The organism is Chitinophaga sp. NPDC101104 (assembly GCF_050277495.1).
GTDB lineage: Bacteria > Bacteroidota > Bacteroidia > Chitinophagales > Chitinophagaceae > Chitinophaga.
In genome coordinates this window covers 547,105-560,519 of sequence record NZ_JBNNSF010000001.1, presented here as the reverse complement: position 1 = coordinate 560,519, position 13,415 = coordinate 547,105, and the positions used below count along the sequence as shown (strand labels likewise).

Annotated in this window: 15 protein-coding genes; 1 reads left to right on the top strand and 14 read right to left on the bottom strand. The window is 54.5% G+C overall.

Annotation, left to right across the window (positions count from 1 at the left end; genetic code table 11):
• Positions 1-33 precede the first annotated feature (33 nt).
• The 12 genes from ACQKLP_RS02455 to ACQKLP_RS02400 form a co-directional block, all read right to left on the bottom strand.
• Complete coding sequence (locus tag ACQKLP_RS02455) at positions 34-795, bottom strand: isoprenyl transferase (protein WP_126245743.1); 762 nt, start codon at positions 793-795, stop codon at positions 34-36.
• A gap of 140 nt (positions 796-935) precedes the next feature.
• Positions 936-1,724 (bottom strand): DUF6089 family protein, encoded by a 789-nt coding sequence (locus ACQKLP_RS02450; RefSeq protein ID WP_427319723.1) that lies wholly within the window; start codon positions 1,722-1,724, stop codon positions 936-938.
• A gap of 133 nt (positions 1,725-1,857) precedes the next feature.
• Positions 1,858-2,748: an NAD kinase gene (locus tag ACQKLP_RS02445; RefSeq protein WP_427319721.1), complete on the bottom strand. Its 891-nt coding sequence runs from the start codon at positions 2,746-2,748 to the stop codon at positions 1,858-1,860.
• Position 2,749: 1 nt separating this feature from the next.
• On the bottom strand, positions 2,750-4,189 hold the full coding sequence (locus tag ACQKLP_RS02440) for a POTRA domain-containing protein (RefSeq protein ID WP_427319719.1): 1,440 nt from the start codon (positions 4,187-4,189) through the stop codon (positions 2,750-2,752).
• A gap of 19 nt (positions 4,190-4,208) precedes the next feature.
• On the bottom strand, positions 4,209-4,871 hold the full coding sequence (locus ACQKLP_RS02435) for a CBS domain-containing protein (protein WP_427319717.1): 663 nt from the start codon (positions 4,869-4,871) through the stop codon (positions 4,209-4,211).
• 114 nt (positions 4,872-4,985) lie between these two features.
• On the bottom strand, positions 4,986-5,765 hold the full coding sequence (locus tag ACQKLP_RS02430) for an alpha/beta hydrolase (RefSeq protein WP_341842468.1): 780 nt from the start codon (positions 5,763-5,765) through the stop codon (positions 4,986-4,988).
• A 65-nt stretch (positions 5,766-5,830) separates the two neighbouring features.
• Positions 5,831-6,376, bottom strand: coding sequence for a CvpA family protein (locus ACQKLP_RS02425; protein WP_427319715.1), 546 nt, complete (start codon positions 6,374-6,376; stop codon positions 5,831-5,833).
• A gap of 6 nt (positions 6,377-6,382) precedes the next feature.
• Complete coding sequence (locus ACQKLP_RS02420) at positions 6,383-6,835, bottom strand: GatB/YqeY domain-containing protein (protein WP_427319713.1); 453 nt, start codon at positions 6,833-6,835, stop codon at positions 6,383-6,385.
• Positions 6,836-6,845: 10 nt separating this feature from the next.
• Complete coding sequence (gldC, locus tag ACQKLP_RS02415; RefSeq protein ID WP_427319711.1) at positions 6,846-7,193, bottom strand: gliding motility protein GldC; 348 nt, start codon at positions 7,191-7,193, stop codon at positions 6,846-6,848.
• Positions 7,194-7,242: 49 nt separating this feature from the next.
• The gene (locus tag ACQKLP_RS02410; protein ID WP_427319709.1) at positions 7,243-8,313 is read right to left on the bottom strand and encodes a glycosyltransferase; all 1,071 of its coding nucleotides are present in this window, start codon (positions 8,311-8,313) and stop codon (positions 7,243-7,245) included.
• An 87-nt stretch (positions 8,314-8,400) separates the two neighbouring features.
• Positions 8,401-8,832, bottom strand: a complete 432-nt coding sequence (locus ACQKLP_RS02405; RefSeq protein ID WP_427319707.1) for a hypothetical protein — start codon at positions 8,830-8,832, stop codon at positions 8,401-8,403.
• Positions 8,833-8,880: 48 nt separating this feature from the next.
• Positions 8,881-10,011 carry an ABC transporter permease gene (locus ACQKLP_RS02400; RefSeq protein WP_427319705.1) on the bottom strand — a complete coding sequence of 377 codons (1,131 nt, stop codon included), beginning with the start codon at positions 10,009-10,011 and terminating at the stop codon, positions 8,881-8,883.
• Positions 10,012-10,404: 393 nt separating this feature from the next.
• Here ACQKLP_RS02400 and ACQKLP_RS02395 point away from each other — a divergent pair, with 393 nt between their 5' ends.
• On the top strand, positions 10,405-11,397 hold the full coding sequence (locus ACQKLP_RS02395; protein ID WP_427319703.1) for a terpene synthase family protein: 993 nt from the start codon (positions 10,405-10,407) through the stop codon (positions 11,395-11,397).
• Positions 11,398-11,419: 22 nt separating this feature from the next.
• Here ACQKLP_RS02395 and ACQKLP_RS02390 read toward each other — a convergent pair whose 3' ends face one another.
• A complete protein-coding gene (locus tag ACQKLP_RS02390) occupies positions 11,420-12,565 on the bottom strand; it encodes a glycosyltransferase (protein WP_427319701.1) in 1,146 nt (381 codons plus the stop codon).
• A 3-nt stretch (positions 12,566-12,568) separates the two neighbouring features.
• Positions 12,569-13,375 carry an alpha/beta fold hydrolase gene (locus ACQKLP_RS02385; protein WP_427319699.1) on the bottom strand — a complete coding sequence of 269 codons (807 nt, stop codon included), beginning with the start codon at positions 13,373-13,375 and terminating at the stop codon, positions 12,569-12,571.
• Positions 13,376-13,415 lie beyond the last annotated feature (40 nt).

The window sequence follows — 13,415 nt, the reverse complement described above, 5'->3', positions numbered from 1 at the left end:
GCGCTGCAACATAAAACTACGGCCAGTAGGCTTTTAGGAAACAATTTCTTCATTCTGCTGTATTTGTTCGCTTGTTTTGCCGAATCTACGTTCTCTGTTTTGATAATTGAGGATGGCTTCGTAAAGGTTTTCCTTGCGGAAGTCGGGCCAGCGGGTATTGGTGAAATACAGTTCCGCGTAGGCGATCTGGTATAAAAGGAAATTGCTGATGCGGTGTTCCCCTGAGGTCCTGATCATCAGCTCGGGATCGGGCAGTTGGGAAGTACTGAGATATTTTGACCAGCTTTCGTGGTTGATATCTTCCGGATTGATTTTTCCTTCTTTCGCGTCCCGCGCGATGGCGCGCACGGCTTCGAGAATTTCCCAGCGGGAGCTGTAGCTGAGGGCCATCACGAGGTTCAGGCCTCCGTTATGGGAGGTGATTTCCCGTGCTTCCTCCAGTTCGCGCTGGCAATGGGGGGGCAACATGTTCATGTCTCCAATCACATGCAGCCGGATATTATTTCGGTTGAGGGTGTCTACTTCCTTGCGGATGGTAGTCACCAGCAGCTCCATAATGCCGTTGACTTCATAAACCGGGCGGTCCCAGTTTTCGGTAGAAAAGGCGTACAGCGTCAGGTATTCCACGCCCAGTTCGGCGCAACCTTCCACTATATCCCGCACACTTTCCACTCCCTGATGATGCCCGTACAGCCGGTCCTGACCCCGCTCCTTGGCCCATCGGCCATTACCGTCCATGATGATGGCGATGTGTCGGGGCAGTCGTTGCAGGTCTAATTGATCCTTCAAACTCATGACTAGTTCAGGCGTATTAATACAGATTTACTAAAAGTGTGCAAAGATACAAAAATAACTTTATGGCCTTTCCTGCAAAGGGGGGCGGGCCGTTTTAACGTAGTTTTAACGGGAATGGCCGTCCGCAGCGGCTTAGCGGGTTAAAATTTACAGCGGTAGGAAGTGAAAAGGATGCCCAAAGTGATCTCGATAGTGGCAAACTGGTCTTTGTCGCGGCTATTGCCCCGCTGGCGGCCCGCCTCGCCGATGGGCGGGTTGGAGGTAACGGTAGACCGGTCCTGCAAAATTGCAGCAATGGTACTGCTGCCGTCCGGCTTGTTGGGGAAGGCGGAAAGCCCCGCGTAGGTGGTACTTACGTCATCCAGGTAGTCTGTCTGCGCAAAACGGTACAACACCTCCAGCCCCAGGTTCAAACGCCGGTTCAGGCTGTATTTCAGCCCTCCGCCGATCAAAAACGCGAAATTATAGAGAGAATATGGCTTCCTGTCGGGGAAAAGACCGGAATGCTGCCCCTCCGTCCCCAAAGGCTGCAGGTAATACTTACGGTCCTGGTAATACGCGTACGGGTTAAAATGGAACGCCGAAGCCCCCACCGTCAGATACGGCGAAAAACGATAATCCTGGCTCCCCGGCTCAAACCGGAAAAAGTTAAAATCCCCCTGCACCGCCAACTCATATATGTTTGAGTTGAAGCTCAGGTTCCGGCGGCGCTGGAAGTCGTTGGAGCTGTATACGTCCGAATATCCCACGTTCATGAACCGGAAATGCGCACGGGCGCCGATATAATCGTTGAAATACTTCCGGTAGAAAATGCCGACCGACGGCTTGGGCGCCTTCAGCCCGCCGTGCGTATTGAGATCGCCGAAATAATGGGCTGCCCCGGCCGTAAAGCCCAACTCCCCCACATAGCTCAGCTCGTTCTGCGCCATGGCGGGGTTGAGCCACCCGGCACAAAAAAGCGCCGCTATCCCGGCTGTCTTGCATAAAATTCGCGTAATCAGCATAAATATGACTAAAACGTAATTTAGGGCATTTTCGTATGACAAAAAAAGCGCGCCGCGGTTATTTCCCCCGCGCATTCCGCGTGTCGATCCCCCACAACAGCTTGTCTCTCAACGTATGCAGGAAATTACTTTCGTTCAGGCGCAAGAGTTGAATGGTAAAATCCTCCTTCTTCACGGCCAGCTGCACCCGGTTGTCGATCACCTCCATCCGCGAATCGAGCGTACAGATGAACTGGTCCGACCGGCCTTCCACTTCGAACGAGATGACATTGTCGTCGGGCACCACGATGGGCCTTACGTTCAGGTTATGTGGCGCCACGGGCGTGATGACGAAGCTCGCGGCTTCGGGGAACACGATCGGCCCGCCACAGCTGAGGGAATAGCCGGTAGAACCGGTGGGCGTGGCCACGATGAGCCCGTCAGCCCAATAAGTATTCAGGAACTCGCCGTTCAGGTAGGTGTGGATCTTCACCATGGCGGAGGTATCTTTCTTGTGGATCGTGAATTCGTTGAGGGCATAGGGCACATCGCCGAAAAGGGGTGTGCTGGCATCCAGATGGAGGAGGGTCCGCTTATCGACCACGTAGCTCCGGCTCACGAGCGAATCCACCACTTCATGCACGGCGTTGCGGCCGATGCCGGCGAGGAACCCCAGGCGGCCGAAGTTAACGCCCATCACGGGGATGTTTTTATCGCGGATGAAGCTCACCGTGTCGAGCAGGGTGCCGTCTCCCCCGAGGCTCACGAGGAATTCGATGCGGCCGTCGAGGTCTTCGGCGCAGGAGAACGTATCGGTTTGAGGGAAAAACTGGATGTGCGCGCAGAGCTCCTTGTAGAGGGGCTCATACACGACGGGCACTATTTCCTGCCTTGCCAGTTCGTTCAGCAACAGTTGTATATCTTCCAGGTCTTCCTTGACAAAGCCGCGGCTGTAAAGGGCTACATGCATTTTACATATCCAGTTTAGCGTGTAAAAATAGTCCTTTTTCTCCCATTTGGTTGATACTGTATTCGAAGCGGACACAGGTGTCGTAAAAAGATACCACGTCGATCCCCACGCCGGCGGTATACAGCATGCGGTTGCTCAGCTGCCCGTTGAGGCCGTGCTTCGAGTACCCATATCCCATATCGCCATAAGCCTTCGCCAGCACGCGGATGGGCAGGTTGCTGAATTTTTTCGGGACGATGGGGAGCTTCATCTTGAAGTTAAGCAATTCCCGCCGCAGGGTATTTTTCAGGATAAAGAACGCCGTTCCGTCCACCACATAATATTCCAGCCCGCGGAGGTAATCTTCCTGGTACCCCATGGCCCGGGAAGCCGCGTACGGCAGCTCGTCCGTGAATTTCGCCTGGCCCAGCAGGCTTACGGCGCCGTATGTTTTCGGGGCATATTGCCAGTATTTGGCCCCCTTCAACCGGATTTTCACGTAATGAATGTCGTTCACCGGCCCAAAACCGGCTTTGGATATCTCGCCGCGGAACGACTGCCCGACCAGCGGATATTGCCAGCTGTCTGCCTGGATATAATCCAGCCGGTACAAAAGCTCCGCGTAATGCACGCCGTTCCGCCCCTTGCCGAGATAATCCGGGTTGAGGACGGCCACGGAATCGGCCACTTTCTCGCTGAAATAGGTGAGAAAAGCCTGGTGGCGGGTGGAAATTGCTTTGCGATAGGTATAACTTACGCCGAAAGCCATCTGCCGGCGGAGGAAATCATCCTGCCGGAAAAATTGCTGCTTGTTGTTTTCAGATATATAATTGATCTCGCGGTTCCGGCTGAAAGAGGCCGAAAACCCGATGCCATGGCGCAATTTGCGGTCGATGTAGGGAAGGGTGTACCCGAGCACGAACTTCTGCGTGTACCCGAAAGATATATCGGTATACAGCTCGTCGTTGCGCCCTGTCAAATTATCCTGCCAGGCTTTTACGCCTACGTTCACGCGGCGGAGGCTTTTTTTCTGTTCCACCCACCATTGGTTGAAGTTCCGGTCTGCCAGTTTGAAAACGGGGAACGCGAGGAGGTACCATCGTTCCCAGACGTCGAACACGATATTGGCTTCATTTCCCTGCCAGTCTTTGACATTGTACAAGACATTGAGGAACAGCGAAGTGTTGAGCAATTGTTTCCGGTTGGCCTCGAGGATGGTGTTGAGATTACGGAGGCGGATGGTGTCTCCGGGCTTGATGCCGATTTCGCGGAGGATGATGGAGCGGCGGGTGCGTTTGTTGCCGGCCACAACGATGTCGCGTACGACAATGTACGACGTGTCCTGCAAAACGGTCAACTGCTGCGGCGCGGGACTGGCGGCGGAGTCAACGACCTGTGCGCGGGCGGGCAGTGCGGCGAGGAGGCAGAGCCACAGGCCGGATATGTTAAAAACAGTGCGCAAACAGTTGCATTTTCGAAAACTACATGCTGATGTAGTTCATGAGCAGATCATAGTTCTTTTTGAGGAGATCTTCTTCCTGCTCTTCACTGAACATGTATTTGATGGTGTAATTAAATCTTTCGAAGGTGGCGATGAGCCCCTGCATTTCCTGGCGGTTCGTTTTGAGCACCACTTCCAGTTTGGCGGTGGCGGGATTGGTGAGGGTATTTACGCTCAGGAGGGTGACTTCGTTGCTTTCGGCGATCCGCGCGATTTCGCTGAGGCTATAGTCGCGGGGCTCCATTTCGAGCACTACCACGCCGCCGGGCTCTTTGACGCCGTTGTACATGGCGAGGGCGGCGAGGAGGTTTTCGCGGGTGATGACGCCGAGATATTCGCCTTCCCGGGAAATTACGGGGAGGGCAGACAGTTTGAAATCGTAAAACACTTTCAGTGCTTCATAAAAGTGCGCGCCTTCGGGTACTGCGGGCCTGAGGGGGCCGGGCGGAGCGGTTTCCAGCAGCTGGTCGGGGTCTTCCCAATCCAGCACCTGGTCTTCTTCCACGAGGTAGGTGTACTTGTTATCCACCACCAACGGCAAATGCGTCAGATGAAATTCATTCATGAGCCGCAGCGCCTTGGCACCGGTATCCTGCGGCAGCAGCACCGGTACAACGGTCGATATAAGTTCCTGCACCAACATAGAGATCGTGTTTCTTTCACAATAATAGCAAAGAATATTCCAATAGCCAGCGGATGCGCTATTAAAAATTACGGAATCGCGGAGCAATGGTGCAGCAGCGATGACGGGCGGTTGCTAGGCTCCGGCTACGGTTTTGTTGTTGAGGCGCTGGAGATAGTCGTGCATGATCCGGTTGAATTCGTCGGGCACTTCCATCATGGGCGCATGGCCGCATTTGTCGATGAAATGCAGTTCGGAATTGGGGATCAGCTTATGGAACTCCTCGCCTACCATGGGTGGCGTCACCGTATCGTTGAGGCCCCAGATGAGGAGCGTCGGGGTTTTGATGGTGGTGAGCTCTTCGCCGAGATTGTGGCGGATGGCGGATTTGGCGAGGGTGATGATCTTGATGACTTTCAGCCGGTTGCTGGTAATTTCGAATACTTCGTCTACCAGTTCCTTCGTTGCCATAGCCGGATCATAGAACGTGAGCGCGGTTTTGTTGCGGATGTATTCGTAATCGCCGCGTTTGGGATATGTTTCGCCCATCCCGTTCTCGAACAGCCCGGAGCTGCCGGTAAGAATGAGGGATTTGACCCTTTCGGGGTGTTTGAGGATATAAACGAGGGCCACATGACCACCCAGGGAGTTGCCCATGAGGTGGAAATTTTTATAGTCGAGGGCTTCGATGAATTTATGTACGTATTTGGCCAGGCCGCCTACGGAGGTTTCCAGGATATTCAGGTCAAACAAGGGCAGCATGGGGATCACCACTTTATTGAACTGCTTGAAATACTCGATCGTTCCACTGAAATTACTCAGGGCACCGAACAGTCCGTGCAAAAGTATTACCGGTTCTCCTTCCCCTTCTTCGATGAACTTGAATTTGCCCTGTGTTTTGATTTCGTAATTCATTACCGTTGCTTGAGTCAATTTTGCGCTAAAATAATTCTTTTTCTTAATTCAAATAACCTCCGTTATCAGGGGTTTTGTGCGGGTATTTTGCCGGCGGCCCGTTCAAAAAAGGCTTCCAGTTCCGCAAAAACGTCCCTGAAGAGGGGGATTATCTTCCCGAGGCGGTCCATCACCCACGGTCCCACGGGCTCAATATAGGGATACACAACGGATTGGAGCTTCGTCTCCGGATTCAGCAGGTACAGTTGATTGGCGAGCCATAGGAGCACGCTGTAAACGATGGTGAAGATGACAGCGTACAGCAGGATGCCTGCCAGTTTGTTGGCCCATCCCAGCATCGACCATTCCACCACCTTTTCGAGTGCCGCCGCGCCCAGGCGTATCAGCACCACCACGGCCAGGAATATGACGATGAAGCACACAACAGGCCACCAGCGGCCGTCCATCCCCGATTTCCCCAGCCATGCGGCCAGTACGGCAGACAGTTTCAAAGCGGCCGCCAGCCCTATCACACAGGCTACCAGCGAGAAAACCGCGGCGATGCATCCCCGCACGAATCCCCGGTACAGCGCGAACGCCATGAGGATGGCGAAAACGACATCTATCGCCAATTTGGATTATTTGGTCAGTAATTCCTTCACCAGTGCGGAAATCGCCTTCCCGTCGGCCTTACCGGCCAGCTGCTTGGTAGCGGCGCCCATCACCTTGCCCATATCGGCAGGCCCGGAAGCGCCAACGGCAGTGATGATCGCCGAAACTTCGGCGCGCAGTTCCGCTTCAGACAGCTGTTTGGGCAGATAACGCTCGATCACGGCCAGTTCTTCTTCTTCTTTCACGGCCAGGTCTAACCGGTTTTGCTGCCGGAAGATCTCGATGGAGTCTTTCCGTTGCTTGGCGAGTTTCTGTAACATCTTCTGCTCGTCGGCCTCGGTCAGCTCACCAGTGGCGCCTTCCGCGGTTTTAGCCACCAGCACGGCGGCCTTGATGGCGCGCAGGGCACGGAGCTCGGCTTCAGCTTTGGCCAGCATGGCGGTTTTCATGGCGGTATTGATCGTTTGCTCTAAAGACATATGGGGAGTGTTACTGGTTTTGATTTTTGAGTTTTTCTTCGAATTTCTTGTAGAAATCGGCGGCAAAGGCACGCATATCGTCCGCCTGGTCCGCCCAGGGCGTAGCGCGCTGGTAAGTATCGGCCATGGTCATGAGGGTCTGGTAGAAGAAATCTGCCATCTCGTCCACCATCATTTCCTTTGTCCACAGGTCGATGCGGAGCGCCGTACGGTCCGTTCCGTCCCAAAATGCAACCATCATGGCTTTGGCTTTGTTCATACGGTCGGCCGTGCTGTCGGTAGCCGTCCATTCGATCGATTCCGGCACTTTCTGCTCATCGAGCGCCACCTGTATCTGGATGGTAGATTTTTTCGTCATGTATCTTTTTGGTGTTTGAGTCGCAAAAATAAGCAATTACCCGGCAAAGTCAGGAAGTGACGATCTGCCCGAGGGTTTCGGCCGCATCGTCCCAGCTGGGAACGCGGGCCATATGGTTGAGGAGCCTGCTGCGCAGCATTTCATCCTTATAGAGGGCGCTCATCTTTTCAGACAGGTCGGTCACATCGTCCGGCACGGCATTCAGCGCCGCGTCGCGCCCCGCTTCGGGAGACGCACCGGCATAAAGCGCCACGGCCGGCACCTGGCACTTCTGTCCCGCCAGGATCGGCACCGCCAGCCCGTCGGCCCCCGCGGTGTGCACGATCGCATAAGCCCCGCCCGTCAGCCGGGCCAGCGAAGCCTCGTCCGCATCCTGCACCCAGATCACGTCTTGCCGGAATTTGTATGTCTGCAAAGCCTGCACGATGTCTTCCCCTTCCGGCGTTGCCCGCCCCGCCAGTACCAGCTTGATGCTCGACCGGAGGCGCTTCTTCAGCATGGAAAAAGCCTTCAGCAGGGGGATGATGTTATTGGCAGGATCGATACTGCCCACGGCGAGGTAATATTCCATCCCGTCGGCGTATTCCCGCTTCACTTCTTCCCTTTCTTCCCAATTGAGCGGTATATAAGCCTCGCTCCCCCCTGGCGTGAGGAACTCGATCCGGTCTGCCAGCCGCGGGAAGCGGTTGGTCAGCTGCTCTTTCACGAAATCGGAGAAGACGAATACTTTTTTGAACCGGCGGATGTTTTCGTCTGTCGTAGCGCCAAAAGGCAAAATACCCGTCCGCGACATGACGAGATAAGACTCGACATCGAAGGGAATTGGCAATATATCGTTGAAATACAATACCTTATCAGCTTTCAACTTTTTCACCATTTTCGGCCATTGGTACCTGCGCCAGATGAACCGGCCGGTTTTCCCTTTGATGAAAGGTTTTAATACCGCCACCTGTACATTCAGCGGCAGGGGATCGGCGGGCAGCCAGGCCTGGTTGGCGATGAGCACAAATTCCACGTCGGGGTGCAGCCTGGCCAGGCGGACCAGCATTTCTGTAGACACATTCCCGGTATCGGCTGGAGAATCCTCGATAAGGGGAAGCGCATTCACGGCTATTCGCATGAAAATCTATTGAATCAGTGTACAAACCTAAATAAAAAAAGGGTGTTCCCGGCCGGGAATCGCCCTTTTACTTTATGGCAGCGGATTTTAAACGGTTTTGTTCATGACGCCGAAGCGGTAGGTTTTCGTGTTGCCCGGCTTGTTGTTGGAAGTAACGGTCACCACGATATCTGCCACCTGGCGTTTCGGTAAACCTATGAGCGTCAATTGAATAGTACCTTCTTTCGTCGTTACTTTCGCGTTTTGCGGGATCGCTTCGCCGGCGGGATTGGTGGCGGTAACGGTAATGGTCACGCCATCCGGCGGCAAAGGATTGGAAATCAATTTGATAGTAAATTCCAGCGTAGCGCCCTGCGCGGCGTTATCGTCGCGGTTGAGGTGAATGCCGGGGATATCCACCTGCAATTCCGCTTCCTCCCCGGGCTTGGGCACGGGATCGCCGCTTTTTTTCTTTTTACAGCCCGGGGCTACCAGTGCGAAGGCGCAGAGCAGCAGGAGCAGGGTTTTCTTCAGATACATCGGTGATCTTATTAAATATCTTAAAATTAAAAATAAATCTAATGCCCGTCAAATTTTTCCGCGAACGTCGAGCGCGTCGCGGAGCCCGTTGCCCAGGAGGTTGAACGCCAGTACGAGCAACATGATGGCGAGGCCTGGGGCAAGCGCCAGCAAGGGGTTGTGGGTGATGATGAAATTATAGTTCTCCTTGATCATGAGGCCCCACGACGGCTGCGGCGGCTGAACCCCCACGCCCAGGAAACTCAGTCCCGCCTCTACCACAATGGCCGTGGCGAAATTACCGGCCGCCACCACCATCACGGGCCCGAGGATATTGGGCAGGATGTGCCTGACGATGGTGCGGGCATGCCCGTACCCCAGCGCCCGCGTGGCTTCCACGAACTGCAGCTCCCGCAATCCCATGACCTGCCCGCGGATGATGCGCGCCACGCTCACCCACATCGTAAGCCCGACAGCGATGAAAACCTGCCAGAAACCTTTTCCCAGCGCCAGCGTGATGGCGAAAACGAGCAGCAGGGTAGGCATGCTCCAGATCACGTTGATGAGCCACATCACGGCTTCATCGGCCACGCCGCGGAAATACCCGGCGATGGCGCCGAGCAGGATCCCGATCGTCAGCGAGATCAGCACCGCGATGCAGCCTACGCTGAGGCTCACGCGAGTGCCCACCAGCAGGCGGCTTAAAATATCCCGCCCGAATTTATCGGTACCGAGCCGGAAAGTTTTCCGGCGGAGATGCTCTTTTTCCACCAGGGCCTGTGCGGCGCGGGGGTCCGCGATCGTGGAATCCTTTCCGTACAGCACTTCGGCCAGCGAATAACGCTCCGGGGCCGTAGTGGCTTCGTCCACATACTTATCAACGAAAATGGAATCGTTGGAAAAACGCCAGCTTTTCACGGGGACCATGACGTCGGCCGCCGTTTCACCATAAATAAGGCGATGGAAGAAACCTTCCTTTTCCGGTGCATGCGATTGTTGCAGGGAGAGCATATGCACGGAGAAACCCGGCCTTTGCCCGCCGATCTCCAGTACCATGCGGTTGGCGAACGATGTACCGTCGGGCGCGAGAACGTACGCGAACACGGCAATGACCAGCGCCATCGAAATGACAGCCAATCCGGCTACGGCGCCCTTGTTCCGGCGCAGCCGCTTCCAGGCCTGTTGGGTAAATGCGTCCATGCGGTTCCCAAAATAGCGCAAATACGAGACATTTCGGAAGAATTGCGTGTACGTTTTTTTCCATTTATCGCGATCGTCCATATATAATCCCATCGGCGTCACGACCTCTTTTGAGATCACACGAAAATCAACATGCGGGCTTCGGTCCGTACAATAGCAGGGGACGCAAATTGCGTAATTTCTTTGTTGAGATGCCAACGTTTACATGCATGCCAACGTAATCTTAGCTGATAGACAAACAGTGATTTTTATGGCTTAAGACGAGACACAGAAATAATACATATCCACTCAAAACTTAACGCACATCAAGGAACTATACCCTGATACGAGATCGATTTAGCTATACATCCCGTCAGTAACCGATTTATCATTCATTATTAAACGACACAGTTTATGCAAACACTCCAATTACCGCAGATTTTCTGCCCGTTCCCTTCTATGCTCAATCCCTTCGCCAAAGAAGCCGAAAAACACACCGCAGAATGGGCCGCACGATACGGCCTCGTAAAATCCGAAAAAGCCCGCGAACGCTTTAACCGCGCGCGTTTTGCCATGCTTTCCTCCCGGGCGTTCCCGACGGCAGGCCGTTTCGAATTATGCATCGCCGCGGAATTTAACACCTGGCTGTTTTTGCTGGACGACAAGAACGACGAGTCCATGTTCGGCAAGGTCGACTACCTCCAGATGGTGCATTCGTTCGTGAGCCAGATCCTGCGCAACAGCACGGTGGTGGCGCCGGAAGAAGGGATGGCCCTGGCCGGCGGGTTCGCCGATCTCTGGAAGCGGATGCGCCGCCTCGGCAGCCCCTCATGGCAGCAGCGTTTCGTGAAAAGCATGACCGATTACCTGGACGCATGCCTCTGGGAAGTGGAAAACAGGATCGCCCACAAAGCCCCGTCCGTTGCCGATTACATCGAGAAACGCCCTTACACCGGCGCGCTGTACGCCGACATCGAGCTCATCGAGATCCTGGAAAACATTTACCTGCCCGACGAAGTGCGCAACCACGACGTCGTGCAGCAGCTTTCCCTCGCCTGCAATAACGTAGTGTGCTGGGCCAACGATCTTTTTTCGTTCGACAAGGAGCGCCGCCAGGGCGATGTCCACAACCTGGTGGTGGTTCTGAAGGAAGAGCGTTCCCTTACGCTGGAATCCGCCGTGGCAGAGGCTGCGAGGATGCACGACGAGGAAGTCCGCCGGTTCATCATGTTAAGCGAGTCCATTCCGAATTTCGGGGAAGAGGTGAACGACGAGCTCCAACGCTACGTGGGCGTCCTCAAAGCCTGGATGCGCGCCAATCTCGACTGGAGCTTCGGCGACACGGCCCGCTACCGCATGCACATCCGCGAAACCGCCAGCGGGAACTGGCTTATCTCACGGATATGACAACACGAAAAAGAAAGGGCGGCTATTGTACCTGCCGCCCTTTCCATTCGTAAGACCCGAATTTGCCCAGCCATCCGGCGAGCACTACATAAATAATATGGAACGGCTGCCCGGGAATGAACCACGGGAGCAGGGAACGTTTGCCGAAAAACGACGCCACCGGCAGGAGGAACAACAGCTCCAGCACGATCTTGTACGCCATGAGCCACACCAGCCACATGCGCAGCGCCGGCGTGAAAATGGCCACGATGCCCATGAGCAACAGCATGACGTTCCAGAGGTAAACGATCACCAGCACGCGGGTAATGCGCTTGTCTTCGTATTTATCGGCTTTGGACGACCAGCGGATGCGCTGGTTCATGAAGCCTTTCACGGTATCTACCGGTAACGTGCGCACGATGGCCTCGCGCGATTTGAGATAATGGATGCTGCCGGGATAGGCGTGGTAAATTTTGTACATGAGCAGCATATCGTCTCCCGAAGCGATCATGTCGATGCCCGTGAAGCCGCCCACTTCTTCGAAGGCCTGCTTTTCGTAGGCGAGGTTGGCGCCGTTGCACATGGTGCCCGATTGCAGGTAGGCCACGGCACCGGTGATGCCTTGCATGGTCATGAAATCGAGGGACTGGAGTTTCTTGAAGAAGGAATTTTCCTTATGGTACGATACGGGAGCGGCGATGAACCTGGGCTTGTGGGTTTCGTAGCATTTCACGATGGCTTCCAGCCACTTGGGGCCCATGACGCAATCGGCGTCGGTGGTCACGATGAGCTGGCCGGTGGCCGAGCCGATGGCCGTTTCGATCGCTTTTTTCTTGTAGGAATTGAGGCGCTCTTCCGGGCTGACAAAATCGGCCATGCGAAGGAGACGGACGTTGGTGGCGGGAAAATAGCGCACGGCATCCGCCGTTCCATCCGTCGAGAAATCGTCTACCACGATCACTTCGAACAGGTTGGCGGGGTAGCTTTGCTGCTGGAGGGCTTCCAGGAGCTGGGGGATGTTACTTTCCTCGTTCCGTGCGGGTATGATGACAGATACCTTCGTGTCGAAAGTGTAGGCGTGGGCGGCAGGGTCGAAACTTTTCAACCGGGCCCAACCATAAAGATACGACAGCATTAAAATACCGTACAGTAAAGCAAGTCCGAGCGTGATGATCAATAAGGCAGTCATTTCCTACTTTGTCGAAATGTTATTTCTGATGATAAAACCCAAAGATTCCGTGATGAGCTGATGTCCTTTATCGATGACCAGCAGCTTGCACGGAAAAGAGCCGTCGTCGAACCATTCGCCGATGACGGGGGGGATAACGCGATCGTACCTGCCGAAAACCAGCAGGGTGTCTATCCCGTATTGCGCCATGAGGCGCTTGCACATTTGCTTGCGGGGCAGCATCCGCCGCATGATTGTCCATACATTATAGACCAGCTGCCGCTTATCAAGCCGGTCCATCCGGTGGAGGGCAAATTTGTAGACGCTTTCGTTCAAAAGGCCGAATCGCCGCCAGAGTTTCAGCAGCCGGAAGAATAGCGCGGGATTGCGGGTATTGTACGAAAAGATCCGGTTTCCCAATATGGTCCTGGTGGCAAACATATGCCATGGGTTGTTCTTCAACCCGTCGGGCGCCGCCAATATCAGGTGCCTGATCCGGTCCGCCAATCGCTCTACGATACAAAGGGCCAATCTTCCGCCCATACTATAACCCAGGAGGGAGAAGGTTTGTTTGCCGGTGCGTTCCAATATTTTTTCCGTCAATGCCACAAGGTCCCGTTTTTCCATAGGCCGGCCTTCTTTCCAGACCGTATTCCCGTGAAAGGGCATATCTAACGCAACGATAGTGAAGATATTGCCCAAACCCGCTTCCATACAACGAAAGTGCGAGGCGCTCTCCCCGAATCCGTGGAAACAGATCAGCAGATCCGGCCCGTCGCCGGTTTTTATACCGGTGAAAGTACTGTCGAGATATGTAAGATTGAACTCCATGGGGCGTTTTCCGGGATTGCGAATTTATAACATTATGCTA

What these genes read in the sequence shown, in the direction of transcription:
- ACQKLP_RS02390 (WP_427319701.1), bottom strand. Translation starts at nt 12,565, where the DNA reads ATGACTGCCTTATTGATCATCACGCTCGGACTTGCTTTACTGTACGGT.
- ACQKLP_RS02420 (WP_427319713.1), bottom strand. Translation starts at nt 6,835, where the DNA reads ATGTCTTTAGAGCAAACGATCAATACCGCCATGAAAACCGCCATGCTG.
- ACQKLP_RS02395 (WP_427319703.1), top strand. Translation starts at nt 10,405, where the DNA reads ATGCAAACACTCCAATTACCGCAGATTTTCTGCCCGTTCCCTTCTATG.
- ACQKLP_RS02450 (WP_427319723.1), bottom strand. Translation starts at nt 1,724, where the DNA reads ATGGCGCAGAACGAGCTGAGCTATGTGGGGGAGTTGGGCTTTACGGCC.
- ACQKLP_RS02410 (WP_427319709.1), bottom strand. Translation starts at nt 8,313, where the DNA reads ATGCGAATAGCCGTGAATGCGCTTCCCCTTATCGAGGATTCTCCAGCC.
- ACQKLP_RS02445 (WP_427319721.1), bottom strand. Translation starts at nt 2,748, where the DNA reads ATGCATGTAGCCCTTTACAGCCGCGGCTTTGTCAAGGAAGACCTGGAA.
- ACQKLP_RS02405 (WP_427319707.1), bottom strand. Translation starts at nt 8,832, where the DNA reads ATGTATCTGAAGAAAACCCTGCTCCTGCTGCTCTGCGCCTTCGCACTG.
- gldC (WP_427319711.1), bottom strand. Translation starts at nt 7,193, where the DNA reads ATGACGAAAAAATCTACCATCCAGATACAGGTGGCGCTCGATGAGCAG.
- ACQKLP_RS02385 (WP_427319699.1), bottom strand. Translation starts at nt 13,375, where the DNA reads ATGGAGTTCAATCTTACATATCTCGACAGTACTTTCACCGGTATAAAA.
- ACQKLP_RS02430 (WP_341842468.1), bottom strand. Translation starts at nt 5,765, where the DNA reads ATGAATTACGAAATCAAAACACAGGGCAAATTCAAGTTCATCGAAGAA.
- ACQKLP_RS02455 (WP_126245743.1), bottom strand. Translation starts at nt 795, where the DNA reads ATGAGTTTGAAGGATCAATTAGACCTGCAACGACTGCCCCGACACATC.
- ACQKLP_RS02435 (WP_427319717.1), bottom strand. Translation starts at nt 4,871, where the DNA reads ATGTTGGTGCAGGAACTTATATCGACCGTTGTACCGGTGCTGCTGCCG.
- ACQKLP_RS02400 (WP_427319705.1), bottom strand. Translation starts at nt 10,011, where the DNA reads ATGGACGCATTTACCCAACAGGCCTGGAAGCGGCTGCGCCGGAACAAG.